General features: G+C 71.6%; 29 protein-coding genes. 9 read left to right on the forward strand and 20 right to left on the reverse strand.

What is annotated here, in order from left to right:
- On the reverse strand, positions 1-867 hold the full coding sequence (fdhD, locus tag ABZ406_RS17420) for a formate dehydrogenase accessory sulfurtransferase FdhD (protein WP_357762197.1): 867 nt from the start codon (positions 865-867) through the stop codon (positions 1-3).
- A 202-nt stretch (positions 868-1,069) separates the two neighbouring features.
- Here fdhD and ABZ406_RS17425 point away from each other — a divergent pair, with 202 nt between their 5' ends.
- The 3 genes from ABZ406_RS17425 to ABZ406_RS17435 all read left to right on the forward strand — a co-directional run bounded on the left by ABZ406_RS17425 (position 1,070) and on the right by ABZ406_RS17435 (position 3,315).
- Complete coding sequence (locus ABZ406_RS17425; RefSeq protein ID WP_357762200.1) at positions 1,070-1,840, forward strand: NTP transferase domain-containing protein; 771 nt, start codon at positions 1,070-1,072, stop codon at positions 1,838-1,840.
- Complete coding sequence (locus ABZ406_RS17430) at positions 1,837-2,103, forward strand: DUF6457 domain-containing protein (RefSeq protein ID WP_357762203.1); 267 nt, start codon at positions 1,837-1,839, stop codon at positions 2,101-2,103. Before ABZ406_RS17425 ends, ABZ406_RS17430 begins: the two co-directional genes overlap by 4 nt.
- A 105-nt stretch (positions 2,104-2,208) precedes the next feature.
- Positions 2,209-3,315 (forward strand): hypothetical protein, encoded by a 1,107-nt coding sequence (locus ABZ406_RS17435; protein WP_357762206.1) that lies wholly within the window; start codon positions 2,209-2,211, stop codon positions 3,313-3,315.
- Positions 3,316-3,322: 7 nt separating this feature from the next.
- Here ABZ406_RS17435 and ABZ406_RS17440 read toward each other — a convergent pair whose 3' ends face one another.
- Entirely contained in the window at positions 3,323-4,279 is a 957-nt protein-coding gene (locus ABZ406_RS17440; protein ID WP_357762210.1) for a zinc-binding dehydrogenase, read from the reverse strand.
- Between the two features lie 88 nt (positions 4,280-4,367).
- Positions 4,368-4,823 (reverse strand): Lrp/AsnC family transcriptional regulator, encoded by a 456-nt coding sequence (locus ABZ406_RS17445; protein WP_357762212.1) that lies wholly within the window; start codon positions 4,821-4,823, stop codon positions 4,368-4,370.
- A gap of 59 nt (positions 4,824-4,882) precedes the next feature.
- Here ABZ406_RS17445 and ddaH point away from each other — a divergent pair, with 59 nt between their 5' ends.
- Positions 4,883-5,716 carry a dimethylargininase gene (gene ddaH, locus ABZ406_RS17450; RefSeq protein ID WP_357762215.1) on the forward strand — a complete coding sequence of 278 codons (834 nt, stop codon included), beginning with the start codon at positions 4,883-4,885 and terminating at the stop codon, positions 5,714-5,716.
- Positions 5,717-5,783: 67 nt separating this feature from the next.
- On the opposite strand, the gene ABZ406_RS17455 is transcribed toward ddaH, so the two are convergent.
- Both ABZ406_RS17455 and ABZ406_RS17460 read right to left on the reverse strand, forming a co-directional pair.
- A complete protein-coding gene (locus tag ABZ406_RS17455) occupies positions 5,784-6,971 on the reverse strand; it encodes an ABC transporter substrate-binding protein (protein ID WP_357762218.1) in 1,188 nt (395 codons plus the stop codon).
- A gap of 81 nt (positions 6,972-7,052) precedes the next feature.
- The gene (locus ABZ406_RS17460; RefSeq protein WP_357762221.1) at positions 7,053-7,850 is read right to left on the reverse strand and encodes an alpha/beta hydrolase; all 798 of its coding nucleotides are present in this window, start codon (positions 7,848-7,850) and stop codon (positions 7,053-7,055) included.
- An 84-nt stretch (positions 7,851-7,934) separates the two neighbouring features.
- On the opposite strand from ABZ406_RS17460, the gene ABZ406_RS17465 reads away from it, so the two are divergent.
- The gene (locus ABZ406_RS17465; RefSeq protein ID WP_357762225.1) at positions 7,935-8,537 is read left to right on the forward strand and encodes a bacterial proteasome activator family protein; all 603 of its coding nucleotides are present in this window, start codon (positions 7,935-7,937) and stop codon (positions 8,535-8,537) included.
- 2 nt (positions 8,538-8,539) lie between these two features.
- Here the strand turns inward: ABZ406_RS17465 and ABZ406_RS17470 are convergent, their stop codons facing one another.
- From ABZ406_RS17470 to ABZ406_RS17480, 3 genes are all read right to left on the reverse strand, one after another.
- Complete coding sequence (locus ABZ406_RS17470; RefSeq protein WP_357762228.1) at positions 8,540-9,352, reverse strand: HAD family hydrolase; 813 nt, start codon at positions 9,350-9,352, stop codon at positions 8,540-8,542.
- Entirely contained in the window at positions 9,352-10,173 is an 822-nt protein-coding gene (locus ABZ406_RS17475; RefSeq protein WP_357762231.1) for an HAD hydrolase family protein, read from the reverse strand. The genes ABZ406_RS17470 and ABZ406_RS17475 overlap by 1 nt, the downstream gene beginning before the upstream one ends.
- Positions 10,174-10,597: 424 nt before the next feature.
- Entirely contained in the window at positions 10,598-11,335 is a 738-nt protein-coding gene (locus ABZ406_RS17480) for a hypothetical protein (protein ID WP_357762233.1), read from the reverse strand.
- Positions 11,336-11,466: 131 nt separating this feature from the next.
- Between ABZ406_RS17480 and ABZ406_RS17485 the strand changes: the two genes are divergently transcribed.
- The 3 genes from ABZ406_RS17485 (at position 11,467) to ABZ406_RS17495 (ending at position 13,248) form a co-directional block, all read left to right on the forward strand.
- Positions 11,467-11,898 carry an OsmC family protein gene (locus ABZ406_RS17485; RefSeq protein ID WP_357762236.1) on the forward strand — a complete coding sequence of 144 codons (432 nt, stop codon included), beginning with the start codon at positions 11,467-11,469 and terminating at the stop codon, positions 11,896-11,898.
- Between the two features lie 149 nt (positions 11,899-12,047).
- A complete protein-coding gene (locus tag ABZ406_RS17490) occupies positions 12,048-12,395 on the forward strand; it encodes a metallopeptidase family protein (RefSeq protein ID WP_357762317.1) in 348 nt (115 codons plus the stop codon).
- Positions 12,396-12,522: 127 nt separating this feature from the next.
- On the forward strand, positions 12,523-13,248 hold the full coding sequence (locus ABZ406_RS17495) for an AIM24 family protein (protein WP_357762239.1): 726 nt from the start codon (positions 12,523-12,525) through the stop codon (positions 13,246-13,248).
- 51 nt (positions 13,249-13,299) lie between these two features.
- Here ABZ406_RS17495 and pheA read toward each other — a convergent pair whose 3' ends face one another.
- The 5 genes from pheA to ABZ406_RS17520 all read right to left on the reverse strand — a co-directional run bounded on the left by pheA (position 13,300) and on the right by ABZ406_RS17520 (position 16,803).
- Positions 13,300-14,256, reverse strand: coding sequence for a prephenate dehydratase (gene pheA, locus ABZ406_RS17500; protein WP_357762242.1), 957 nt, complete (start codon positions 14,254-14,256; stop codon positions 13,300-13,302).
- Between the two features lie 10 nt (positions 14,257-14,266).
- Complete coding sequence (locus ABZ406_RS17505) at positions 14,267-14,746, reverse strand: hypothetical protein (RefSeq protein WP_357762319.1); 480 nt, start codon at positions 14,744-14,746, stop codon at positions 14,267-14,269.
- Between the two features lie 228 nt (positions 14,747-14,974).
- Positions 14,975-15,364 carry an ACT domain-containing protein gene (locus ABZ406_RS17510; RefSeq protein ID WP_357762245.1) on the reverse strand — a complete coding sequence of 130 codons (390 nt, stop codon included), beginning with the start codon at positions 15,362-15,364 and terminating at the stop codon, positions 14,975-14,977.
- A 74-nt stretch (positions 15,365-15,438) separates the two neighbouring features.
- A complete protein-coding gene (locus ABZ406_RS17515; RefSeq protein WP_357762248.1) occupies positions 15,439-15,897 on the reverse strand; it encodes a hypothetical protein in 459 nt (152 codons plus the stop codon).
- 168 nt (positions 15,898-16,065) lie between these two features.
- A complete protein-coding gene (locus ABZ406_RS17520; RefSeq protein WP_357762251.1) occupies positions 16,066-16,803 on the reverse strand; it encodes a hypothetical protein in 738 nt (245 codons plus the stop codon).
- 163 nt (positions 16,804-16,966) lie between these two features.
- Here ABZ406_RS17520 and ABZ406_RS17525 point away from each other — a divergent pair, with 163 nt between their 5' ends.
- Positions 16,967-18,184 carry an arginine deiminase gene (locus ABZ406_RS17525; RefSeq protein ID WP_357762254.1) on the forward strand — a complete coding sequence of 406 codons (1,218 nt, stop codon included), beginning with the start codon at positions 16,967-16,969 and terminating at the stop codon, positions 18,182-18,184.
- 67 nt (positions 18,185-18,251) lie between these two features.
- Here ABZ406_RS17525 and ABZ406_RS17530 read toward each other — a convergent pair whose 3' ends face one another.
- The 7 genes from ABZ406_RS17530 to ABZ406_RS17560 form a co-directional block, all read right to left on the reverse strand.
- Complete coding sequence (locus ABZ406_RS17530; RefSeq protein ID WP_357762257.1) at positions 18,252-19,139, reverse strand: DUF5926 family protein; 888 nt, start codon at positions 19,137-19,139, stop codon at positions 18,252-18,254.
- Positions 19,140-19,199: 60 nt separating this feature from the next.
- The gene (locus ABZ406_RS17535) at positions 19,200-19,619 is read right to left on the reverse strand and encodes an ATP-binding protein (protein ID WP_357762322.1); all 420 of its coding nucleotides are present in this window, start codon (positions 19,617-19,619) and stop codon (positions 19,200-19,202) included.
- Positions 19,620-19,680: 61 nt separating this feature from the next.
- On the reverse strand, positions 19,681-21,135 hold the full coding sequence (locus ABZ406_RS17540; protein WP_357762260.1) for an ATP-binding protein: 1,455 nt from the start codon (positions 21,133-21,135) through the stop codon (positions 19,681-19,683).
- 55 nt (positions 21,136-21,190) lie between these two features.
- Positions 21,191-21,979, reverse strand: a complete 789-nt coding sequence (locus ABZ406_RS17545; RefSeq protein ID WP_357762263.1) for a glycerophosphodiester phosphodiesterase family protein — start codon at positions 21,977-21,979, stop codon at positions 21,191-21,193.
- Between the two features lie 10 nt (positions 21,980-21,989).
- Complete coding sequence (locus ABZ406_RS17550) at positions 21,990-22,325, reverse strand: rhodanese-like domain-containing protein (protein WP_357762266.1); 336 nt, start codon at positions 22,323-22,325, stop codon at positions 21,990-21,992.
- A 58-nt stretch (positions 22,326-22,383) separates the two neighbouring features.
- Positions 22,384-23,286: an LCP family protein gene (locus ABZ406_RS17555; protein WP_357762325.1), complete on the reverse strand. Its 903-nt coding sequence runs from the start codon at positions 23,284-23,286 to the stop codon at positions 22,384-22,386.
- Positions 23,287-23,539: 253 nt separating this feature from the next.
- Positions 23,540-24,730 (reverse strand): LCP family protein, encoded by a 1,191-nt coding sequence (locus ABZ406_RS17560; protein WP_357762269.1) that lies wholly within the window; start codon positions 24,728-24,730, stop codon positions 23,540-23,542.
- Positions 24,731-24,740: the final 10 nt, after the last annotated feature.

The raw sequence follows: 24,740 nt of genomic DNA on the forward strand, positions 1-24,740 counted from the left end.
TCAGGTTGGCTGCTCCACGGTGATCCGGTGCGGCCCGCTGTAGACGTTCATGGTTTGGCCGCGCAGGAAGCCAACAAGCGTCATCCCCGCCTCGTCGGCCAGTTCGACGGCGAGGGTGCTCGGGGCGGACACCGCGGCCAGCAACGGCAATCCCGCCATCCACGCCTTCTGGGTCAGCTCGAAGCTGGCCCGTCCGGAGACCAGCAGCAGGTGCCCGGCGAGCGGCAGCCGGCGTTCCCGCACTGCCCAACCGATCACCTTGTCCACGGCGTTGTGCCGGCCCACGTCCTCCCGGAGCACCACCATCTCGCCGTCCCGGGTGAACAGGCCCGCCGCGTGCAGCCCGCCCGTACGGTCGAAGCCGCGCTGGGCCGCGCGTAACCGGTTGGGTAGTTCAGCGAGCAGCGTGGCCGGCACGCTGAGCGGGTCCGTCGCGACCGGGAACAACGAACGGGTGCGTACCGCGTCGATGCTGGCCTTGCCGCAGACCCCGCAGGAACTGGTCGTGTAGAAGTTCCGGGACGGGTCGGTGGTCGGTTCCGGTACGCCGGGGGCGAGCACCACGTCCACCACGTTGTACGTGTTCGGTGTCTCCGCGCCGGCGCAGAGCTGCGCGGTCAGCACGTCGTCGGTCGACCTGATCAGCCCTTCGGTCAGCAGGAACCCGATGGCCAGGTCCAGGTCGTCGCCAGGGGTACGCATGGTGACGGCGAGCGGCCGACGTCGCCCGGGGCCGGCCGGGCCGACCCGGATCTCCAACGGCTCCTCCACGGCGAGCGTGTCCGGCCGGCGGACCGACCCCTGCCCGCTGGTCGCCGCGTCCAGGTCGATCCGGAGTACGCCCCGTCGATCAGTTGCCCGTCCCATCCCGCCATCCTCCACCCCACCCCACCCCACCCGCACAACCCCCGCGCCCCCCACCCCACCCCGCGCGCGTTGATCATGAGGTTGGCCGTGCGTGTCGTCGGCGTGTCGAACGTCAACCTCATGATCACCGGGGCGGAGGGGTCGCGGGTGGGCCGGGTCCGGGGGCGGTCTGGTCGAGCGCCGGTACGGCTACGGTGGCCGGGTGGGGACGTACGCCGCGGTGGTGCTCTCGGGTGGGGCCGCCCGACGGATGGGCGGGGTCGACAAGTCCGCGCTTCCGGTCGGCGGCCGGCCGATGCGTGACCGGGTGCTGGACGCCGTCAGCGACGCGTCGCAGCGGGTGCTGGTCGGTGCGGTCGACGTCGTGCCGGCGGATGTACTCGTCGTCCGGGAGGACCCGCCCGGCGGGGGTCCGGTCGCCGCTACGGCGGCCGGCCTGGCGCTACTGAACGCTGACATCACACTGGTCGCGCTGCTCGCCGCCGACCTGCCGCTGCTCACCCGGGCCGCGATCGGCGACCTGCTGAAACACCTCGACGTCGAGAACCCCGCCACCACACCGCCCGGTGGCGGCCCGCTGGCGCGCAGCGGCACCGCTCCACCGCTGCCGACCACCAGCGGCCCCGCTCCGGCACCATCGGCTCGCGAGGGTTTCGCGTCGCCAGCCGATGACGGCGTCGCGCCGGCCCGGGGCGGCCTCGGCGGCGGCGAGTGGGGACACGACGGGGTGTGCTTCGTGGACGGGGACGGGCGGCGGCAGTCGCTCTGCGGTGTCTGGCGTGTCGCCGCGCTGCGGGCGGCAGTGGACCGGCTGACTGTCGAGCGGGGAGGCAGTCTGGCCGGGGCCCCGGTCCGGGCGCTGCTGGCCGGTCTCGTCGTACGGGAGGTGGCGTGGGCTGGCGAGGGCCCGCCGCCGTGGTTCGACTGCGACACTGACGAGGACGTACGCCGGGCGGAGGAGTGGGTGCGATGACGGTGATGGACGACTGGGTCACGGCGGTCTGCGCCGAGCTGGATCTGGACCGGGCCGCGGTGCCGGTGCCGGTGGTGCTGGATCTCGCCCGGGACGTCGCCCACCAGGTGTTGCGCCCGGGTGCGCCGGTCACCGCGTACCTCTTGGGGTTGGCGGTTGGTCGGGGCGCGGAGCCGGCGGACGCTGCGGCGCGGCTCAGCGCGTTGGCGGGCACCTGGCCGATCGGGTTGGCCGCCGACCCCGCGGACCCGGCGGCCCCCTGACCGTCGCTGTCCGCTGCATCAGCTCGGCGCCTGTCCGATCCCGGTCCGGGCTGATCCGGCCCACGGGCGGCGTGGGTAGGGTGATCGTGACGGACGGAGGCGATCATGACGGCTGACCACCCCTCGGCGCCGCACGGTGAGCTGCCCGGCGCTTCGACTGAGCCGGCGGAATCGATCCTGCTCGACGAGCCCAGCACCACCGACCTGCGGGCGAAGGTGACCGAGGCGTGGCGGGAGTTCGCCCGCGCGCTCGCCGTGCGGCTGCGGGAACTTCCCGTGGGCGCGCACCTCGACGTGACCCTGGACCCCACCGCTTCGGGCACCGGGGACGCCGTCTATTCGATCAGCGTGGACGTGGGCGCGGACGGGGTGTTGTCTGCCCGTGCGGTCGGAAACGCCACCCTGCCGGCGGGTTACCGACTGGACCGGGGTGGGGTGGCGGACATGGTCGCCCTCGGTTGGTCTCCGCCCGGGGTGGTCGCCGGCTCCGGCGGTTCGTTCGGGCTGAACGCCACGACGGCCGAGTCGACCCAGGTCGCCACGCTGCTGTCCCGCACGCTGCGGGACGTCTACGGTGCTCCGCACCCGGCTTTCCTCGTCTACCTGGTGCACGACGCCGAGGGCGAGCCGCTGGCGGTGGAACCGTTGGGCACGGCGCGCAGCGAGTTCGGGCCGGACGCCGACGTCGAGGCGGACCTCGAGGAGGCGTTGGCCGAGGCGGCTGCCGCGCAGGTGGAGCGGGACGACGTGCTCGACCTGGCCGACCGGGTCCGTACCGTGGTTTCCACGATGTTGAAGTCGGACGCCGACCAGTTGCAGGTCGACTCGGACGGCGACATCACCATCCGCGCCGGCTCGGCGATGGTTTTCGTGCGGGTGCGGGACAACCCGCCCCTGGTGGATGTCTTCTCCCCGGTGCTCACCGAGGTGGAGCCGACCGAGCGGCTCTACGTGAAGTTGTCCGAGCTGACGAACCGGATGCCCATCGGCCGCCTCTACTGCGCCGACGACACGGTGTGGGCGTCCATTCCGGTGTTCGGCCGCAACTTCCAGGCGACGCATCTGATGCTGGCCGTGCAGGTGATGACCGGTCTCGCCGACGAGTTGGACGACCGTCTGCACGGCGAGTTCGGCGGCAAGCGGTTCTTCGGTGAGGGTGACAAGCCGGTCCGACGCGACGATTCGGAGCACCGCACCGGCATGTACCTCTGAGACCCGATCAGGCCACGTCCAGCAGGGTCTTGCCGACTGTCGTGCGCGCCTCGATGGCGGCGTGCGCGTCGGCGGCCCGTTCCAGCGGGAAACGTTGGCCGATGAGCGGTCGCAGGCGGCCGGCCGCCGCGTCCGCCAGGGCCTGTTCGGTGTACGCCCGCAGCCGGGCGGGTGGCACGTCCGGCCGGATGATTCTGACCTGCCGTGCCGTGGCGGCCTCCCCCGACACCGGAGACCATTCGCCGCTCGCCAACCCGAAGCTGATCATCCGGCCGCCCGGAGGGAGCAGGTCGAAGGCGGCCCGGGCCAGCGGCCCGCCGACCCCGTCGAGCACCACGTCGACCCCGCCCACCGCGGCGCGGACCTGCTCGGCCCATTCGGGCAGCAGGTAGTCGACGGCCAGTTCGGCACCCAGGCCGGGTAGCAGGTCCACTTTGCGTGGCCCTCCGGCGGCGCCGATCACCCGGGCCCCGGCCCGGGCGGCGAGTTGCACCAGCAGGCTGCCCACGCCGCCGGCTGCGGCTTCCACGAGCACCCGGTCACCCGCGCGGACGCCGACCGCCTCGATCAGCATGGTGGCGGTGCGTCCGTCGGCCAGCAGCGCGACGCCCGCGTCCAGTGCCAGCCCGGCCGGCACCGCGATCGGCGCGGCGGCGTCCACTGCCGCGCGTTCGGCGTACCCGCCGGAACCTCCGGTGGCGCTGACCACCCGCTGCCCGACCACCGCCGGGTCGACGTCCGACCCGACTGCCGTGATCACCCCGCCGACGCCGTTGCCGGGGATCAGCGGAGGGGTGAGGCGGAACGGTCCGGGGCGACCGGAGCGCTGCTGCGTCTCGATGAAGGTGATGTTCGCGTGCGCGACGTCGATCAGCACCTGGCCGGGGCCGGGCACCGGGTCGGGTGCGGTGTCGGGCACCAGCACCTCGGGCCCGCCGAACTCCCGCAACCAGATCGCCCGCATCACAGCCCTCTCGGCCTCGATGGGCTGCCTCGCCCACTCGGGGGTCAGTCCACCTCCTCAACCTGGGTTGAGGTCAAGTGGGTGACGCTCAGGCGGACGGCCCGACGCCTGGCGACTCGACGAGCCGGGAGAGCACGATGGTGCTGCGCGTGGAGGTCACGAAGGATTCGGCCCGCAGCCGCTCCAGCGCGGCCTCCAGGTGGGAGATGTCGGCGGCGCGCAGGTGCACGAGCGCGTCCGCCTCCCCGGAGACGGTGTACGCGCCGACCACCTCGGGGTGTCGGCGGGCGGCCACGCCGATCTGGGCCGGGGTGGTCCGGCCGGCGCAGAACAGCTCGACGAACGCCTCGGTGGTCCAGCCGACGGCGGCCGGGTCAACGACAGCCGTGAATCCCCTGATCACACCGGTGGCCCGCAGTCGGTCGACGCGACGCTTGACCGCTGGGGCAGAGAGTGACACCCGAGCGCCGATGTCGGCGTACGACGCGCGGGCGTCCGCGACGAGTAACGCAATGATCCGCTGGTCTACCGCATCTATCTGCAACGTTCCGCCTCTGGGAAGCAACGCTTGTGGCTGTTTTCAACGTTCCACGGTACCTACTCTTGGTGACCGTGGACCAGCAGCGTTTGCCGCGAAAGCGGACATACCTCATGTGCTCGCCGGAGTACTTCGCGGTCGAGTACGCGATCAACCCCTGGATGGACGTGACCACCCCGGTCGACCGGGACCTGGCCGTCAAGCAGTGGGACCGGCTGCGCGAGACGCTTGTCGGCCTCGGCCACGAGGTGCACCTACTCACCCCCGAGCGGGGCCTGCCCGACATGGTCTACGCCGCCAACGGCGGCTTCGTGGTGGACGGCAGCGTCTACGGTGCCCGCTTCAAGCACGAGCAGCGGGCCGCCGAGGCCGCCGCCCACCACGCCTTCTACGAGGCGCAGGGCTGGCGGTTCATCGCACCCAGCGAGACCAACGAGGGCGAGGGCGACTTCGCGTACGTGCCGGAGGCGCACGGCGGGCTGATCCTCGCCGGGCACGGCTTCCGCACCGAGATCCCGGCGCACGCGGAGGCGCAGGAGGCGTTGGGCCGGCCGGTGGTGTCGCTGCGCCTGATCGACCCCCGCTTCTACCACCTGGACGTGGCGCTGGCGGCCATCGACGACGCGAACGTCGTCTATTTCCCGGGCGCGTTCTCCGCGGCCAGCCAGCGGGTGCTCACCCAGCTCTTCCCGGACGCGGTGATCGCCGACGACGAGGACGCGCTGGCCTTCGGGCTCAACCTGGTCAGCGACGGCGCGAACGTGGTGCTCAACAGCGAGGCCACCCGCCTGGCCGGCAAGCTCAAGGCGGCCGGGTACACCCCGGTGTCCGTCGAGCTGGCCGAGTTGAAGAAGGGCGGCGGCAGCGTGAAGTGCTGCATCGCGGAGCTGCGGCACTGACCCGCGAACGTCTCGGGGCCGGTCTCCCACTGGGAGACCGGCCCCGAATCGTGCTCCGGGTGGACGTTCAGCCCAGCGTGGCCAGCTCGTTGATCAGCACGTTCGACATGACCTGACCGTCGCGCTGCACCTCGCGCAGGTACCACTTCTGCTGCGGGGTACGCGGCTGGTTGAACTGCCAGATGCCGCGCGGGCTGTCGATCTGGCCGATCTTGCCCAGGGCCAGGTTGACCTGCTGCGGCGTGGGCTTTCCGCCGGTCAGCTGGATGGCCTGGTCGAGGACCTGCGCCGCGTCGTACGACGCCATCGCGTAGGTGGTGGGGGTGACCTGGTACTTCTTGCGGTACGCCGAGGCGAAGACCCGGTTGGACACGTTGTTCAGGTCCGCCGAGTAGTTCAGCGCGGTCTGGATGCCCAGCGCGTTGTCCTTCAGGTTTTCCAGCACGGTGCCCTCGGTGAGGAAGCCGGGTGCGTAGATCGGCCCGGCGAACTGCTCGCGCAACTGCTTGATGAACTCCACGGCGGCCGCGCCGGCGAAGAAGCAGAAGACCGCGGTCGGCTCCTTTTCCAGGGCCTTGCTGATGTCCGAGGAGTACGTCGTCTTGCCGGGGTTGGTGGTGGCGCTGGTGTAGGTCACGGCGTCGCGGATCCGGGAGTCGCCGGTGCCGAACTCCTGCCGGAAGCCGCGGACCACGTCCGAGCTGCCGACGTTCTCCGGCATGATGATCGCGACGCGGCCGTTCGCCGGGAGTTGGTCGCGCAGGTAGCGGCCCAGCGCCTTGCCGGCCTCGTCGAGCACGTACGAGGTCCGCCAGATGTAGAAGACGCTCTGCAGGCTGCTCGGTGAGGCGTTGGAGCCGATCAGCGGCACCCGGGCCTGCTCCACGGTGTCCCGGATGCCGACCATCACCGCCGAGTTGACCACACCGGTGAGCGCCAGCACGCCCTTCTTGAGCAGACCCTCGACGGCGGCCTTGCCCGTCTTCGCGGTCTCGCCCTCGTCGGCGGTCAGCAGCTCCACTGGGTGGCCGCCCAGCCGCTGGTCGTGCAGGTCGAGGAAGAGCTGGAAGCCGTTGGTGATGTCGTCGCCGATGCTCTTGAAACCACCGGCCTGCGGCGTGATCAACCCGATCTTGATCGGGCTGCGGTCGGCGGTCGGTTCGGCATCACCGTCTGAGCCACAACCGGCGACGAACCCGGTGGTACCGAGCGCGGCCAACAGTTGGAGCGCCCGCCTGCGATTCATCTGCGACACCGAAGTTCCTTCCAAGGAGCGATGCAGGGCCGAACACCGCCCCTCCGGCGTTCTACCTGGTCCGCGACGCTGCGTCAATGCCTAGTGATCATTGTGCAAGGACCGCAATGCGGCAAGAACCTGAGGCCAGGCGGATGACTCCGGGTCGATCAGCCCGAAATGCTCGCATCCAGGCAGGTCGACAAGGGAAATTTCGGATCCTGCGGCACTCGCTGCCGCGACAAAATCCCGGCTCATCTCCGCCGGAACCTGAAGATCGTCAGAACCATGAACAACTACTGTCCGTGTCGGTATCGGTACCAACATTCGTGGATCCGCTGCCGCGTACCGATCCGGAACCTGCGCCGGGCCGCCGCCGAGCAGCGCGGCCACTGCCCCCGAGTCCAGGTTCCGCCGGTACGCCTCGACCAGGTCGGCCACCGGTGCCAGCGCGAGCACCCCGCCGACCGTCGCCGGGGCGGTGGCCGCCACGTACAACGCCAAATGCCCGCCGGCGGAGTGCCCGACCAGGACCGGCGCGGCCGGGCTCACCCGCCCGGGCATCGCCTCCGCCGCCAGCACTGGCAGCGCCGCCACCCCGGCGAGCACGTCGGTGAGGGTGCCCGGCCAACCCCCACCGGGCTGCCCGGTGCGGCGGTACTCCAACTGCGCCACCGGGTAGCCGGCAGCGGCGAGGGCTGCGGCCATTGGCCCGGTGTGCCCCCTGTCGTACTCCGCCCGCCAGAACCCGCCGTGTAGCACGACGACAAGCGGCCGGACCGGCCCGGTTCCCGCCGGGAGGCGCAGATCGGCCACCTGATCCGGGTCGTCCCCGTACGCCACCGTCAGGTCCGGCTCCGGTGCGGGCCGGGTCAACACGGCGCGCGGGTCGACAGGCATGGCGCGACGGTAGCGCGCCCCGCCCGGGTGGTTCGGCCCCGGGAGTCGGTCCCGGCCGGCGAGGCTCGCACCCGCTGGGTAAAGATGGACCCCATGACCGAAGCGCGCTCCGCTGGACAGAACGACGAGCCCGGCCCCGACGACTCCGGCCACTCCGGCACCGTTGTGGTGGTCGGCCCGGACGGCGTGCCGATCGGCACGATGCAGACCGACGAGGGCCAGGGGGAGGACCCGACCCGCCTGGTCGAACAGCCGGCCAAGGTGATGCGGATCGGCAGCATGATCAAGCAGTTGCTGGAGGAGGTGAAGGCCGCACCCCTCGACGACGCCAGTCGCAACCGGATGCGGGAGATCCACGAGCGGTCGATCGTCGAGCTCAAGGACGGCCTCGCCCCCGAGCTACGCGACGAACTGGAGCGCATCTCGCTGCCCTTCACCGAGGACAAGGCCCCCAGCGAGGGCGAGCTGCGGATCGCGCACGCCCAGCTCGTCGGCTGGCTGGAGGGCCTGTTCCACGGCATCCAGGCGGCCCTGGTCGCCCAGCAGATGGCCGCCCGAATGCAGTTGGAGCAGATGCGCGGCGGTCGGCAGGCCCTGCCCAGCGGCCCGGGAGGGGTCGTCCCCGGAATGCCGGGCATCGGCCAGCCGGGCGGCGGCGAGGGTCACAACACCGGCCAGTACCTCTGACCTCAGTCCACCCCGAAGACCTTCTCCAGGTACGCCGCCACGCCATCCTCGGTGTTCGCCGTCGTCACGTCGTCGGCGACCGCCAGGACGGCGCGGTGCGCGTTCGCCACCGCCACGCCGCGCCCCGCCCAGGTCAGCATCGGGACGTCGTTCGGCATGTCGCCGAAGGCCAGCACGTCCTCCGCCGCCACCCCGACCTGGTCGCAGTACCACGCCAGCCCCGCCGCCTTCGTCACACCGCTCGCGGAGATCTCCACCAGCCCCGAGGACGACGAGTGGGTGGCCTCGGCCAGGCCCGCCACCGCCGTGGCGATCAGCTCGGCGAAGGCATCCGGGTCCTGCTCGCCGGCCCGGGCGAGAAGCTTCACCGCAGGCGCCGACAGCAACTCCTCAGGCGTTTCGACCGGCCGGATGCCGGCGGCGTCGGCGTCCCAGCGCAGTGGGTAGTGCGCCTCGTGTCGCATCTCACGGCTGTCCAGGATCTCCACCGCGAAGCTGATCCCCGGCACCTCGGCCCGTAGCCTCCGGGCCACCTCGGCCAGGTGGTGCGGTGCCAGCGGGTCGGCCCGCACCACCACGTCCTCGAACGGGTCGTAGACGACCGCGCCGTTGGCGCAGACCGCCGGCAACGGCTTGGCGAGCTGGTCGTACACCATCTTGAGCCAGCGGACCGGACGGCCGGTGACCAGAACGACGGGCGTGCCCCGCGCGGAGATCCGCGCGAGCAGGTCGGCGGTGCGTGGGCTGACAGTGTGGTCGTCGCGGATCAGCGTGCCGTCGATGTCGGTGGCGATCAGGCGGGGTGTGTCTCCCATTACCGGGACAGTAGCCGGTCCAGGTACACCGCAACCCCGTCGTCGTCATTGCGCAAGGTCACCTCGTCGGCGACGGCACGCAGCGCGGGGTGCGCGTTCGCCACCGCCACCCGCGACCAGCCGGCCCACTCGAACATCGGCAGATCGTTGGGCATGTCACCGAAGACCAGCACATCGGCCGGGTCGACCCCGAGGGTCTGCGCCACCACCGTCAGCCCGGTCGCCTTGTCGACGCCCGGCGGGCAGATCTCGATGAAGCCGAGCCCGGCCTGGGTGAGCGTGGCGACCTGCGGCGGCACGATCCGGCGGGCTACCGCCAACAGTTCGTCCACGTGGTGGTCGGCGGTCCGGGCGAATGCCTTGATCACGTCGCAGGCGAGGCACTCGTCGCGCGTACGCGCCTCGAAGCGGTCCTGGTAGGGCCAGCTCTCGTGGTAGTCACCCCACAGCGGGGCGTCGTGCTCGTCGGACGCCTCGACCATCACCGTCAGCGGGCCGACCTCACCCTCAAGGTCGGCGAGGAGCCGAGCCAGCACCTCGGCGGGCAACCGCTCGTCGCGGAGCACCACCGGGCCGCTCGGGTCGCTCTGGTCGACCACCCGGCCACCGCCGGCCATCACCAGGAAATCAGCGGCGCGGATGTCGTTGCGGGTCAACTCGGTCAACCGAGGGCCGCGTCCGGTCGCGCCCACCACCGGAATCCCGGCGGCGCGCACCCGGTCGAGCACCCCATGGGTGTACGCGGAGACGGTGTCATCGCTGCGGACCAGCGTCCCGTCGAGGTCGGTCGCGATCAACTTGGGCAGTCCCGGGCGGGTCATCGTTCCTCCTTCGCCCGCCGCCGTCGCACCTGCCACGGCCAAGGAAACCGAGGCCCCGGCGTGACGGCGGGCAGCAACCGTACCTCGCGGAACGGGTCGCATCCATGGCTTCCAGGCGAATCGGGCACCAACCCAAGGCACCCACAAGATGTCCCCCGACCCCGCCCCCGCCCAACGGCTGGCCTCTCCCGCCTCCCGCAACCCCGACCCGCCTCCCGCAACCCCGACCCGCCTCCCGCAACCCCGACCCGCCTCCCGCGTCGATCATGGAGTTGTGGTGGCCGGTTCATCCGCTTACACGACTTATGTTCACCACCACAACTGCATGATCGACGTGCCGGGCCGCGCCGGGACGCGCCGGGCCGGGCGAGGGCGGGACGGCCGGGACGGCCGGGACGGCCGGGGCAGGAGTGGGGTTGAGGGGTTAGGGCTTGGGGTCGGGGCGGGTGAAGGGGGCGGCGGAGGTGACCGTCAGGTCGGCTGGAGCTGGGAGGCCGCCCTCGATCGGGTCGGGGGCTCGGCGGCGGCGCCACGGGCGCGGTGTTGGCCCGTCGGCGGGGTGGTCGTCGTCGGAGGGCCCGGCGAACGCGCCGAGGGGTGCGGCGGGCGACAGGCGCAGGGCGAGCGCGAACAGCACACAGGCGGCGAACGCCATCACCAGACCGCGGCCGTACTCGACCTCGAAGCCGTCCTGCGGTGCGTAGAAGAAGTTTCGCTGCCCGGGGTTGTCGAGGCTGGCCGTGGCGGCCACCAGCAGCGCCAGCAGGGCGCCGGCCACTGTGAGACCGGCCAGTCGGGCGTTCGGCCGTACGGCCGCTGTGCCGCGCAACGCCAGCGCCACGGTGCACACGAGGGCGAGAAGTCCGACCAGGTAACCGACCCCGAAGCCACCGACCTCGGACACCCCGGCGGGCACCTCGATCGTCTCGTTGCCCTCGGGCCCGCCGTTCGGCAGGTTCATCACCAGCCATTCGCCGACCAGCGAGGCGACTGCGGCCACCGCGCCCAGACCGGCCAGGAGCAGGGGCAGGCGGGGGTCCTGTGTGAGGTCGGCCAGGGACCAACCGAACCGGCGTCGCGGAGCCGGGTCGGTGCCCCACTCGATCACGGCCGGGGCTTCGGATCGGTCGCCCTGCCGCGGGATTGGAAGCTCCTCGGACATCGGCCACCCTTCCGCCGGTCACGGACCTGGGTCGCATCATGGCACAGCAACCTGGCGGTGACGGGGATCGCAGGGCTGGCGAGCACGCCGGTCTGTCGCTCCCCGGTCGCGTTTCCGCTAGCGTTTGCCTCATGCCAATCCGTACCGCTTCAGCACAATGGCAGGGCAACCTCACCGAGGGCGCGGGCACCGTCCGCACCGGCAAGGGCGGCCTGTCCGGCAACTACTCCTTCAAGTCGCGCTTCGAGGAGGGTGAGGGCACCAACCCCGAGGAGCTGATCGCCGCCGCGCACGCCGGCTGCTTCTCGATGGCGTTCTCCAAGGCGCTCGCCGACGCGGGCTCCACCGCCACCTCGGTCGAGACCACCGCCAAGGTGCACCTGGACAAGACCGACGCCGGCATGACGGTGACCCGCATCGACCTGGAGACGGTCGGCGAGGTTCCGGGGATCGACGACGCGGAGTTCCAGAAGCTCGCCGAGGCAGCCAAGGCCAACTGCCCGATCTCCCGCCTGCTCTCGCCGGGTGCCGAGATCACCCTCAACGCCCGCCTGGCCGCCTGAGCGAGCGGACCCAACCCGTACGTCCACGGAAGGAGCCTCCGCCCGGTCCCGGGTGGTCGCTTCTTTCGTGTATGTGCGGATGATGCCTGCTGTCGTCACGCAGGAGGGGGCCGCGTGCCGCCGCGTCGGGCACAATGGGCGAGGTGCCGGTGGAGATGAGCCGTGAGCGCTTCGAGGAGTTGGTTGGCGAAGCCCTCGACGAGGTGCCCGAAGAACTGCTCGGCCTGATGAACAACGTGGTGATCCTGGTAGAGGATGACTCGCCGCCGGGTGAGGTCGACCTGCTCGGCCTCTACGAGGGGCATGCGCTCACCGAGCGCGGTTGGGGCTACTCCGGCGTGCTGCCCGACCGGATCTTCATCTATCGCCGTCCGATCCTGCGGATCTGTGACAACGACGAGGACGTCATCGACGAGGTGGCGGTGACTGTGGTGCACGAGATCGCCCACCACTTCGGCATCGACGACGCACGGTTGCACGCGCTCGGCTGGGGCTGACCCCCGCCACTCGACGCTCGCCGGCGCCACACGCGTGCTGCGCCGCGCCGCCTGGTCGATGGTCGGTGCTTGCCGAGGTCGCCTACCGTCGGTGCAGCGAACGCGACACTACTCAGGAGGCCCTTTAATGCGCAGCGAGCTGTTCTCCGCGGAAAATCTGGAGAAGGAGTCCGCGCAGCCCGGCATGCGGTTGCAGAACTCCAAGATGTTGAAGATCGAGCTCAACGGCGAGGCGATGGCCCGGGTCGGGTCGATGGTCGCCTATCAGGGCAATGTGCAGTTCCAGGCGTTGGGCTCGGGTGGGCTCGGCAAGTTCCTCAAGCAGAAGCTCACCGGCGAGGGCGTCCCGTTGATGAAGGTCACCGGCCAGGGTGACGTCTTCCTCGCCGAGTTGGCCAAGGACGTGCACATCATCGACCTGGAGCCGGGGGACGCGCTCTCCATCAACGGCAGCAGCGTGCTCGCCTTCGACTCGACCCTTCAGTACGACATCAGGATGGTCGGCGGCGCCGGAATGGCGTCCTCGTCCGGCCTTTTCAACTGTGTGTTCAGCGGCTACGGGCGGATCGCCATCACCACCAAGGGCACCCCGGTGGTGCTCAACGTGGACGCCCCGACGTACGTCGACCCGCAGGCCGCGGTCTGCTGGTCGGCGAACCTCCAGACCGGCTACCACAGGGCGGAGCAGTTGGGCCTCGGCACGCTGCTCGGTCGTCGCACCGGTGAGTCGTTCACCATGAGCTTCGCCGGTCAGGGCTTCGTGGTGGTGCAGCCGTCCGAGGAGCCGCCGGTCCAGGGCAGCGGCCAGCAGCAGCAGCAGGAGGGCGGCCTGCTCGGCGGTCTGCTGAGCTAGTCGACGTGGTGCGGGGGGCGCTCTCGGTTTGTGGGGGCGCCCCCGTCGCGGTCAGGTCAACTCACCGGTCCGTAGGCGGGCCAGCCAGGCCGCAGCGTCGGCGTAGTCGACGTCGGAGAGGCCCGCCGGTGCGGGTACCGGTCGCTCGCCAGATGCCTCGGCCCAGCGGTGCCGGGGGTACGAGCCCAGGAAGCGGACGTCGGCGCAGACCCGATGGAGCCCCTGCAACGCCTCGCCCAGGCGTACGTCGGCCACGTGGCCGGTGCAGTCCAGGAAGAAGACGTAGCGGCCCAACGCCTCGCCGGTCGGACGGGACTCGATCCGGGTCAGGTTGACTCCCCGGACGGCCAGTTCCATCAGCACTGACAGCAGTGCGCCGACCCGGTCGTGGGCGATCGTGACAGCGAGCGAGGTGAGGTCGTCCCCGGTCGGCGGGGGCGGCGGCCCGGGTCGGGACACCAGCGCGAACCGGGTCACCGCGTCCGGGTGATCGGCGATCTTGTCGGCGAGGATGGCGAGTCGGTGCCGGGAGGCTCCGATCGGTGCGCAGATCGCCGCGTCGTACTCACCCGTGCCGGCACCGGCGGCAGCCGCGCCGTTGGAGAGCACGTCGACCACCACGGCGTCGGGCAGGTGGTCGCGCAGCCAGCTCCGGCACTGGGTGGACGCCTGCGGGTGGGCCGCCACGGCGCGGATCGAGGTCAGCGGGGTGCCCTGTCGCGCGGCGAGCACGAACTCCACCGACAGGATCACCTCGCGGGTGATCACCAACGGCTCACCTTCGGCCATCTCGTCGAGCGTGACGCCCACCGCGCCGCCGATCGAGTTTTCCAGTGGCACCAGCGCGGCGTCGGCGTCGCCGGCGCGGACGTTGTCAAGCGCCTCCCCGACGCTGCGGGCGGGCGTTCGGGTGCCGCGTTCGGCGGCGGGTATGGAACGCAGGGCCTGCTCGGAGAAGGTGCCCTCCGGCCCGAGGAAGACGAAACGTGTCGGCGGTGTTCCCGGCATGCCGATCAGCCTACGCACCCGGCCCGTTGGCCGGGCCGTCCTCGCAGGCGAGGGTGCGGATCCCGGCTGGGCTGGTGGCGCGTACCTCGATGGTGCAGACGTCAGTGCCGGCGGTGACCAGCACCAGGGCGCCAGGTGTGCCCCGGGTGACCACCTGGAGTTCTTCGTGCCCGGTCACCGCCAGCACTGTGAACTGCCAGTCGGCGGCACAGAGCGGCCCGGTGCGGACCTGGACCCGGACGTTCGCCGGTAGCACTCCGGCCCGGCCCCGCAACAGTTGCAGCACCCGCTGCCCGGTCGGCCCGTTGCGGCAGGGGGTCGCCACCAGCCCGGCGTCCGGGGTGGAGGTGGGCGTGGCGGTGCCGAGGGTGGGTGCGGTGGCCGGCGGGGTCGGCGGCGCGGTGCTCGGGCCGGGCGTGGCCGGTGTCGCGCTGTGGGTGGGCACGCTTGTCGGCTCCCCCAGCCCGGGAGGGGCGCCACAGCCGGCCAGCGCGCTGACCGCGAGCGCGACCGGCAGGAGCCGGGTGACGGCCCGCGCGGGTCGGTGTCCGGATGCCCGGCCGGGCACGGCCGGTGGGGTGTGGACCGTCGCCCGCGGTGGGAGGGGCGCGGGGCGGGGTGGGGTGAACGGCACGGGCCGATCCTCGGGACATCGGAGAATTCGTCGCGGCCGGGGTGGCCGAGCCCATCGTAGGGCGAGCGGCCGGTCAGGTGAAGGTCAGCCGGTGACACGGTGCCCGGCGCGCTGGAGCGCGGCCGTGCCCTCGGCCAGCCGGACTGTCGGCACCAGCAGGTAGTCGGTGTCGAACGTGGAGAAGGTGACGGCGCTGACCCGGGCCTCGGCGAGCGGGTCCACGAGTGCGGCCAGGCTGCCGGCGGCGGTCAGCGCCGCCGGGTCGGTGACCCGGAGGCAGCGCCAGGTCGTCTCCAGTACGGCCTGCGTCGGCGCCCGGTCGGTCGGGCAGATCACGGAGATCCCGTCGGAGGTCCAGCTCACCGTCACCACGTCCGCTCCGCGCAGCCCGCTCGACAGCGCGTACGGGAGGGTGGTGCCGGCAGGCAACCGGCACACAGCGTATTCCCCAGGTAGCACTGCGATGTCCAGCATGAGGGCACCCTACGGCCTCGGCGTGGGGCCACCCCGGCAACGCCGCGTGCGGTGAAGGACACACCCGCCGCAGGTCAGACCTCGGAGAAGAAGGTGAGCGAGCCGGCAACTGTGCCGTCGGTGAGCACCGGAGTGGAGATCGCGTCGACTGTCGCGTCGGAGCTGTTCAGGGTGGCGGCCTGCACCCGGAGTAGTCCACGGGCGAGCCGGCCGGAGGAGAGGGCCAACAGCGGGGGGATCTTGTCGATCTCGGCTTCGGTCAGCTCGCCCCGATTGGCGGTGAAGTCCAGCAGGCGGAGCCCGCCGTCGAGCAGCGGTCGCCCGATCAGCCCGTCCGGCTCACCGAGACAGAGCAGTTCGCAGCCGGCAGTGGAAATCGCCACCACCCGGGTGTCGGCGTCGATCAGCAGACACGGCTCGTCGGCCCGGGAGACTGTCGACGACCATTGGCCGACGTTGTCGGACTCCGGCTCTGTCGAGGCTCGCACCGCCGGCACGAACGCTTCCGAGAGCGAAAGTTCGACGTGGGCCACCGCGCCTCCTATGTGCACCGATCGACTGTCCACGCTAGCGGGTCGCCGACGGTATCACCGAGCGCACCGGGTCACCGGGCGCGCAGCGTGAACCGTGGCGACCGGTGACGGCGCGGAGACCGGTGAGGTGAACGGGGGGACCGGAGCCGCGTGGCGTCGCCGGTGACGTTACCGGCGGTGGGCCGGCTTGTCAGCGGCCGTTCGGCCCTCGTCGTACCACCGGTAGTCGGCCGTTGGACGGTACGTGCCGTTCAGCCAGGTGCCGGGGTGCTGCGCGACCCGGGAAAGCTTCTCGGCGGTGGCCGGGCTGATCCGGCTGCCACCGGCCACGAGCAGCCGGTCGAGTTCGCGGTGGGTGGCCATCAGACAGTCCTTCGGAAGGCCGTAGACGCTGATCACGCCGGAGCCGACGAAGGTCAGCACCGGCGTCACCGGAACCGGCAGCCCCACCGCCTCGGAGAGGGCCTTGCTGGCCCTCTTGGCGTCTCGGCGGGACTCGGCCACGTACGGGGGCCGCTTGCCGTTGATCTGCACCACGTCCCCGGCGACGAGCACCCTGGCTCGGCCGTGGTCGGCGATGGTCACGGCGAAGAGGCCGCTCGGCCCGATGGCGAGAAACCCGGCCCGGTCGTCCTGACCGCTGTCGAGGACGTCCGTCACGTCGGTGCGCGGCCACTCGATCACGTGCCAGGCCGGCCCGAGATGGTCGAGTTGGCCCAATGCCCGGGCGCCGGCCGCCTCGAGGCGGCGTGCACCCCGCTCGGCTCGACGGCGGCGGGCCCATTCGAGTGGTGTCGGACGGACCGGTTCCAGAACCCCCGGCGCCTCGACGCGGGGGTGTGGCACCGCGACGGGCGGCAGTGCCCGGGCGGACGGTACGGCTCGTCGTGCGGGAAAGACAGTCATCGCGACCTCCGGCAAAAGGTCCCTCGAAGTTATGTCCTCACTACCCTACGTTGCCACTACCGGTGTTCGGCAAGCCGGAGCGCCGGAGTGACTGTGGATGAATGCCATATTCATCCACAGTTCTTTTCTCGGATGCCGCTAAACCCTGCCCTACGCTGCGGGGGTGACCCACTACGTCGACAGCGAAGTCGGGCGGCTCGGCACCGTACTGCTGCACCGCCCCGGCCCCGAACTGGCCCGGCTCACCCCCCGCAACAACGACTCGCTCCTGTTCGACGCGATCCCCTGGGTGGGGCGCGCACAGGAGGAGCACGACGCGTTCGCCGCCGCCCTGCGCGAGCGCGGCGTCGAGGTGCTCTACCTGGCCACCCTGCTGGCCGAGACGCTTGCCGTCGCGGATGCCCGCGCCGAACTCACCGAGCAGGTGCTGCGCTCCCGCCGGCTCGGTGACACCCTGCGGGCCCGGGTCGCGGACCACCTCTCCTACCTGGACCCGGCCGCCCTGGCTGACGTGCTCACCGCCGGGCTGGCCCACGAGGAGCTGCGGATCAGCTCGGAGCGACCGGGTGGGCTGGTCTACACACTGATGGACCGTCACGACTTCGTCATCGATCCGTTGCCGAACCTGCTGTTCACCCGCGACTCGTCGCTGTGGATCGGCGACCGGGTCGGTGTCACGAGCCTGGCCATGCCGGCCCGCCGTCGCGAGACCACCCTGACCGACGCCATCTACCGTCACCACCCCCGGTTCGCCGGCACCGAGTTCGTCTACCGCCCCAGCCTGGAGCACCTGGAAGGTGGGGACGTGCTGCTGCTCGCACCCGGGGTGCTGGCGGTCGGGGTGGGCGAGCGGACGACCCCGGCCGGCGCCGAGCGCCTCGGCCGACAGGTCTTCGCCGCCGGCCTGGCCCACACGATCCTGGTGGTGCCGATCGCCCAGGAGCGCGCCACCATGCACCTGGACACCGTGTGCACGATGGTCGACGTGGACGCCGTGCTGATGTACCCGAACATCGCCAGCACGCTGTCCGCGTACACGGTGATCGCCGGCGCGGACGGTGAGGACCCGCGGGTGGACGGGCCGGCGCCGTTCCTGCGGGCCGCCGCCGATGCGATGGACCTCGACCTGCTCCGGGTCATCGACACCGGGCTTGACCCGGTCACCGCGGAACGCGAGCAGTGGGACGACGGCAACAACACCCTCGCCCTGGCCCCCCGGCTCTGCGTCGGGTACGAGCGCAACACCGCTACCAACGCCCAACTGGAGCGGGCCGGCATCGAGGTGATCCCGATCGCCGGCTCAGAGCTGGGCTCCGGGCGAGGCGGACCGCGCTGCATGTCCTGCCCGATCAGCCGGGACCCGCTACCGGTAGCCGGCTGAGACGAAACGACCGTCCGGCCGAACAGGAACGACCGCCGCCCGGCCGGAACAGGGGTGACCGCCCGGCTCAGCGCAGGGTGAGCTGGCGGCCCAGCAGCCCCTGGCGGGCCCGGCGGCCGGCGGCGTCGAGTGGGTCGGCGACGGTCAGCGCCTCCGCGTAGCGCTTGGCGAACTGCGCGACCGGTTCCTCCCACTCGGCCGCCGGGGTCTCCTCGGGCAGGTCCCAGACCGGTACGAGTCGACCGTGCGCGCGGAACATGCCGGCGAACTTGGTCTGCTCGCCGAGCGTCAGCGTGCCGGCCGCGCCGAGGCGGGCCAGCGCGTCCAGGGCGGCGTCCTCGTCCTCCGGCAGGACCCAGCGCACGTGGGCCTTCTCCGGGACCTGACACCAGTAGGCGGCCTTCGCCGCGGTCATCCGCACCGTCGGGTAGATGGCGGCGTTCGCCCGCTCCAGCGACGCCTGGACGGTCGGATCGTCGGCGGCCCCGGGGTCGAGCCAGAAGTCGAATCCGTCGTGCATGGTGATGTCCAGTGGACCGTCCACGAGGATGTCCTGCAGCCGGGGGCCGGGGCCGGGCAGCGGCGCCACGGCGACCTGGCCACCGGGCTCGGTCCGCAGCGCGCTGAGCAACGCGTCGGCCAGGTCCCGGGAGACGTCGCCGGACTGCTGGTGGCGCTGGAGGCCGATGAGCACCCGACCGTCGGGCTTGGTGATCGCCGGGGCGGCCATCGGCAGCACTGTGGCGAGTGTCGCCGCCCGGTCACCGAACTCCTCGACCAGGGCGGGGGCCAGCCGCAGCGGGGCGGAGGCGGCGGGCACCAACTCGCGAAGCGCGATCCACTCGGATTCGTCGACCAGCCCGTCGAACGGACGCGGCACGAAGACGTCCCGCACCTTGTCGCGGCGGGGGGTGGTGTCGGCGGCGGTGCGCTGGCTCTTTCGACGCTTGCTCACGGCGTCACAGCCTAGAGCCCAGGGCGGTACGACGTGGCCGGGACCCGCCCGAGCCGGTTGTCAGCCGACCGGCAGCAGGTCCGGTCGGGGTGCCGACACCCTGTCGAACTCCGCCCAGACACGTTGGCCCATGCCGTCCTGCTCGACGCCCCACCGGGTGGCGAGCCCGGCCACGATGTGCAGGCCGCGCCCGTCTGCGGCGTCCAGCTCGGCGATCCGGAGCTTCGGCCCGGTGCCCGCGCTGCCGCCGTCGGTGACTCGAAGTTGGATCCGTGCGCTGTCGGCCGAGCGCCGCAGCCGCCAGGCGACCCGGATCACGCCGCCGGGAAGCGGCCGGGCGTGCCGCACCGCGTTGCCCACCAGTTCCGCGAGCACCGCGATCAGGTCCGCGAGGAGCGTCGGGGGTACGACGTCCGCCAGTTCGGCGGCGAGCCGGTGCCGGGCCAGCCGTGCGCCGCCGGGGTGGTGGGGAACCACCACGCACCAGGCTCGATCCCTAGCTGCCGCTGCCACCGTCGCCTCCACGTCGCGCCCACCCTTGTCAACCGCGTGGTAGCCGCACTTCTGCGACCGTACCGCCGCCGGTCCTCGGACGTAGGGATACCCATCCATTTTGCTGTTCAACGATCCGGCGGACGAGATAGAGGCCGAGCCCGGCGCCCGGGTAGCCGCGTCGGTCGCCGGACTCGCCCTGCCAGAACCTGTCGAACGCCCGTTCCACGTGCTCGGGTCGGATGCCGATGCCCTGGTCGCTGACGCGGAACGCCACCAGGTGGCCGTCGCCCGACGCGGTGATCTCGATGGGTGCACCGGGTGCCGAGTACTTCCCGGCGTTCGTCGTCAACTCGGTGAGCACAGTGGCCAGGCTGGGCCGGTGACCGAGCGCCTTGGGCAGGTCGATCGGGAGCCGGAGCACCAGCCGGCGGCGCAGCTCGGCGGGCAGGTCCACGACGGCGGAGCGCAGTGCCTCACCGAGGTCGAACGGGGTGGGCGGGTCGTCGCCCGGCCCGACCTCGGCCGCCGAGCTGAGCAGACGGTCGACCAGCCGGGCCAGTTCGTTGGCGCGTTGCCCGATCACCCGGGCCGCCTGCCGTCGGTCGACGTCGGTGAGCGACTCCCAGTGGTCGGTGAGGGTGTCCGCGTACCCCTTGATGACGGTGACCGGGGTGCGCAGCTCGTGGCTGGTCACCGCGACGAACAGTTCCCGGTCGTGGTCGCGGCGCTGCTGGTCGGTGATGTCGCGGAAGGTGACCACCCGTAGCGCGCCCGGCCCGGGCAGTTCGCCGGAGGTGATCCGCAGCCATCGGCCGTCCGGCATCCGATGGTCCCGGACCTGCCCGGAGGGCGGAAGCGGAAGCGGCAGCGGGCGGCTCAGCGCCTGTTCGACGGTCCGGCCGGTGACCTGGGCGGCGGCCGGGTTCCAGAGTCGGACGTGCCCGTCCCGGTCGACGACGGCGAGCCCGTCGGCGAGGGCCGCCACGACCGGGCCGTCGCCGTGCACCGGGAGGCCACTCTGGTCGCCGTACATGTGCCCGACGCAGGACGCGAGGTAGGCGACCACCCCCTGCTGCTCGGCGCCCGGCTCGTCGTCGCCGGGGTAGAGGGCGTGCAGGCTGCCGACGGTGTGGCCGCCGATCTCGGCCCGGGAGACCACCATCCGGCGCAGCCCGCTGCCGGCCAGTTCACCGGCCAGCTTGCCGTTGAGGTCACCGACCCGCACCTGACGCACCCGTGGCCCGGAGAGCAGGCAGACGGTGTCCGGGTCGTCGATCGCCAACGGTCGGCCGAGGGCCCACTGCGCCACGCCGGTCGCGGCGATCACGCGACCACCTGTCGGACCGAACTCGACGAACGCCATCCCGGTCGCGCCGAGTGCCGGCTGGGCCACCCCGAGCAGTTGGGTGAGGACCGGTAGGCCCGCGTCCCCCGAGTTGATCATCTCGATCACCACGGTGTGGCCGGCGAGGAGAGCGGGGAAGTCGATACGCTCCGGCATGTGCCGAGTCTGCCCCGCCGGCCCGGTTTTGGGCACCCCCGCCCGGCGGTCGGGGTCAGCGGTCCAGTCGGGCGAGGGCGTACGCCGGTCGGTCGGTGATGATCCCGTCCACCCCGGCGGTCAGCACCAGCTCCAGGTCGGTCGGCTCGTTCACCGTCCAGACGTACACCTGGTTGCCGGCCGCGCGCAGTGCGGGCAGCAACTGCGGGCGGGCCCGGACCAGGCCGATGCCCGGCCCGGCGATCCGGGTGCCGAACGGCAGCCGGCCCAGTCGCAGCCAAGGCGGCAGCACCTCGAGCAACAGCACGGTTGGCAGCGTCGGGGCCAGCTCGCGCACCCGACGGACCGCCAGCGGGGAGAACGACATGACAGTCACCTGCACCGGGTCGTCCGGTGCGGGGTCGGCCAGCCCGTACCGGCGTAGCAGGCTGACGAGTCGCCGTTCCACGTTCGAGCCGTAGCGGGACGGGTGCTTCGTCTCCACCAGCAGCCGGACCGGCCGCCCGGCGGCGAGTACCGCGTCCAGGAGCCGGGCCAGCGTCAGCAGCCGGGTGTGCGACTCGTCCGGCGGCAGGTCACCGTTCGGCGCGCTGCCCGGGTGCCACGAGCCGAAGTCCAGGGCGTCCAGCTCGGCGAGCGTCCGCGCGCTGACCAGACCGCGACCGTTGCTGGTGCGGTCGAGTCGTCGGTCGTGCACGCAGACCAGGTGCCCGTCCCGGGTGAGCCGGACGTCGCACTCCAGGCCGTCGGCACCCTCGTCGAGGGCGCGCAGGTACGCGGCGAGGGTGTGCTCGGGTAGGTCGAACGAGGCGCCGCGGTGCGCGAAGACCAGTGGCCCGCCCATTGCGCCGGCCTCAGATGACCTGGCCGGGCTGCCCGTTCGCGTCGACCACCGGTCGGCCGACCGCAGCCCACTGGCGCATTCCGCCGTCGGCGTTGCGCACCTGCCCCCAGCCGTTGTTCATCAGGTAGGCGACGACCTGGGCGGAGCGCCCGCCGGAACGGCAGATGACAGCCACCTCCCGGTCGGTGGGCACCTCGGCCAGCCGTGCCGGTAGTTCCATCATCGGCAGGTGGTGGGCGGCGGGCGCGTGGCCGGCCGCCCACTCGTCGTCCTCCCGCACGTCCAGCAGGTAGGTCTCGTCGGCGATCTCGGTCACGGGCACTGTGGGAACCTGGGGTCCGAACACAGGAAGCAACACTAGATCCTTGTGGCCCGGTTCCCCACCTACCGGGCCGTCGGCACTGTCACAACCGGGTCACCCAGTGCGGGTTGGCCTGCGCCCAGGCCGGTACCCGCGTTCCGCGAAGCGCCTCGAAGAGCCCGTCGCCCCCGTTGTCCAACACCACGTACGAGACCTCGTCGATGGTTTGCGGCGAGGAGGGCACCTGGACACCGCGCATCCCGTCGGGCGGCAGCGCGCGCAGCGCGAGGAGCAGGTCCTCCAGGGGTACGCCGTTGGTGTCGACTGTCAACGAGCCGCCGACCGCCCGGAGCACCTGGTCCAGTTTGACGGGGTTGCTTCGCAGGTCCGCCCTGCCGGCGCTGTCCAGCATCGCCCGGAGCAACTGCTGTTGGTGGTGCTGCCGGTCGTAGTCACCGCCGGGCAGGTCGTATCGCTGTCGGACGTAGTCGAGCGCCTGCGCCCCGTCCATCTGGTGGCAGCCGATCGGGAAGAGCCGGTTGGTGTGGATCGAGCGGACCTCGGTGTCCACGCACATCTGCACCCCGCCGAGCAGGTCGATGACCTTCCGGAAGCCGGAGAAGTCGATGAGCGCGGCACCGTCGAACCGGATTCCGGTGAGTCGGTTCAGGGTGGCGGAGAGCAGTTGGGCGCCGGCCTGCCCGCCGCCGCCGTGCTCGTACGCCGCATTGATCTTGTCTTGGCCGCCGCCGAAGCCGTTAGCGGGCGGGATGGCGACCAGCAGGTCCCGCGGGATGGAGACCAGGTACGCCTCCCGCTGCCCGGCGGGGACGTGCACGATGAGGATGGTGTCCGAGCGTTGGTCCGGGCCGCTGTCGCCGGGGCGTCGGTCGGAGCCGACCAGGAGGTAGTTGAGCGGCCCGTCCAGGTCGGTGCGGTCGGTGCGGGCGTCGGGGGCGAGTAGTTGCTCCTTGGTCACCGTGCGGTCGTACCGGTGGCTGAGCATCTTGAGCCCGGTCGCGGCGAGCCCGGCCAGCAGGACGAGGGCCAGGCCGACGCCGAGCAGGATGCGCGGCCCTCGGGTGCGCGGTGACCGGGCGGGCGGGGCCACTCCGGCCCGGCCCGCTGCGTTCCGTCCCCACCTGGACGTGTCCGCCTCCCCGCAGCCGATACGTGAAACCTGCTCACGTCAGGCTACGGGCGGCGACGAGGTCGTCGCTGGCTTTCGGCTACCACCGGCCCCGATTGCGGGGCGGCCGCTACTTGCGGGTGGAGATCACCTCGGGGTGAGTGAAGACGAACTCGGCGAGTTTGTCCTGCTTGACGGCCCGGAACATGGTCATCGTCTCTTCGTTCAGGCCCTCGGTGTTGTTGTTGTTGGCGTGGAAGGTGCCGTTGTTGGTCTTGAGCATGGTCAGCTCGTTGCCGGTGACCCCACGCATGGTGAAGATGAAGTCCTCGATCGGCACGCCGCCGGTGTCCAGCACGAACGCCTTGCCGGCTGCCTTGATCAGGTTGTTCATCTTGGCCGGGTTGGACAACATCCCGCCCTCGGTGGCTTTCTTGGCCATCGCCTTGATCAGCTGCTGCTGGTTGGCCTGCCGGTCGTAGTCGCCGTTCTTGAGGGTCTTGCGCTGGCGGGAGTAGTCGAGCGCCGCCCAACCCTCCATCTCCTGGCAGCCCTTCTTGTGCACCACCGGGGTCCGCTGCTTGCCTGTCTTCTTGGCGTCCGCGTTCCACATCGGCTTGCCGTCGACGTACGACATGTGCAGCGACTTGACCTCCTGGGTGACGCAGATCCGCACCGTGCCCAGGGTGTCGATGACGTTCTTGAAGCCACCGAAGTTGATGATCGCCGCGCCGTCGAAGCTGATGCCGGTGAGCTGCTTGATCGTCTGGGCCATCAGCTGGGCGCCACCCTCCCAGCCGCCGCCGTTCGCGGCACCGGCCTGGAACGCGGCATTGATCTTGCCGGAGCCACCGCCGTAGCCGCTCTTCTTGAACGCCGGGATCTGCGCCTCGGTGTCCCGGGGGATCGAGATCAGGTACGCCTGGTCGTGCGTGGCCGGGATGTGCAGGACGATGATGCTGTCCGACCGGACGTCGTCGGCGGCCCAGCGCTCGCGCGCGTCCACACCGAGCAGCAGCATGTCGATCGGGCCGTCCAGGCTCGCACCGCCCTCGGCGTCGGACTTGCCGGCGTCACCCAGCAGGTTGCCCTTCGCGATGCCACCGGTCGCCTGCCCGATCAGCGCCTTGCTGCCGACGATGGCCACCCCGCTGCTCAGCATCAGCACGGCACCGAAGACCACTGTCAGCCTGGCCCAGAGCGGGTCCTTGCGCTTGGTCCGCTTCTTCGACCCACCGCCACCCGGGCGGTCGCCACCGCCACCACCGCCGCTGACGGGCGGGCGGGCGCCTGGCCCACCGCCCGAGGGACGCGCCTGCACGGGTATGGCC

Source organism: Micromonospora sp. NPDC005710, from assembly GCF_040630995.1.
Lineage (GTDB): Bacteria > Actinomycetota > Actinomycetes > Mycobacteriales > Micromonosporaceae > Micromonospora.

Bases quoted from the DNA above. Each gene is read 5' to 3' on its own strand.
- ABZ406_RS17460 (WP_357762221.1), bottom strand. From the start codon at position 7,850: ATGCCTGTCGACCCGCGCGCCGTGTTGACCCGGCCCGCACCGGAGCCG.
- ABZ406_RS17470 (WP_357762228.1), bottom strand. From the start codon at position 9,352: ATGGGAGACACACCCCGCCTGATCGCCACCGACATCGACGGCACGCTG.
- ABZ406_RS17440 (WP_357762210.1), bottom strand. From the start codon at position 4,279: ATGCGGGCGATCTGGTTGCGGGAGTTCGGCGGGCCCGAGGTGCTGGTG.
- ABZ406_RS17480 (WP_357762233.1), bottom strand. From the start codon at position 11,335: ATGTCCGAGGAGCTTCCAATCCCGCGGCAGGGCGACCGATCCGAAGCC.
- ABZ406_RS17495 (WP_357762239.1), top strand. From the start codon at position 12,523: ATGCGCAGCGAGCTGTTCTCCGCGGAAAATCTGGAGAAGGAGTCCGCG.
- ABZ406_RS17475 (WP_357762231.1), bottom strand. From the start codon at position 10,173: ATGACCCGCCCGGGACTGCCCAAGTTGATCGCGACCGACCTCGACGGG.
- ABZ406_RS17435 (WP_357762206.1), top strand. From the start codon at position 2,209: ATGACGGCTGACCACCCCTCGGCGCCGCACGGTGAGCTGCCCGGCGCT.
- ABZ406_RS17485 (WP_357762236.1), top strand. From the start codon at position 11,467: ATGCCAATCCGTACCGCTTCAGCACAATGGCAGGGCAACCTCACCGAG.
- ABZ406_RS17510 (WP_357762245.1), bottom strand. From the start codon at position 15,364: ATGCTGGACATCGCAGTGCTACCTGGGGAATACGCTGTGTGCCGGTTG.
- ABZ406_RS17430 (WP_357762203.1), top strand. From the start codon at position 1,837: ATGACGGTGATGGACGACTGGGTCACGGCGGTCTGCGCCGAGCTGGAT.
- fdhD (WP_357762197.1), bottom strand. From the start codon at position 867: ATGGGACGGGCAACTGATCGACGGGGCGTACTCCGGATCGACCTGGAC.
- ABZ406_RS17555 (WP_357762325.1), bottom strand. From the start codon at position 23,286: ATGCTCAGCCACCGGTACGACCGCACGGTGACCAAGGAGCAACTACTC.
- ABZ406_RS17520 (WP_357762251.1), bottom strand. From the start codon at position 16,803: ATGACTGTCTTTCCCGCACGACGAGCCGTACCGTCCGCCCGGGCACTG.
- ABZ406_RS17540 (WP_357762260.1), bottom strand. From the start codon at position 21,135: ATGCCGGAGCGTATCGACTTCCCCGCTCTCCTCGCCGGCCACACCGTG.
- ABZ406_RS17465 (WP_357762225.1), top strand. From the start codon at position 7,935: ATGGACCCCATGACCGAAGCGCGCTCCGCTGGACAGAACGACGAGCCC.
- ABZ406_RS17545 (WP_357762263.1), bottom strand. From the start codon at position 21,979: ATGGGCGGGCCACTGGTCTTCGCGCACCGCGGCGCCTCGTTCGACCTA.
- pheA (WP_357762242.1), bottom strand. From the start codon at position 14,256: ATGCCGGGAACACCGCCGACACGTTTCGTCTTCCTCGGGCCGGAGGGC.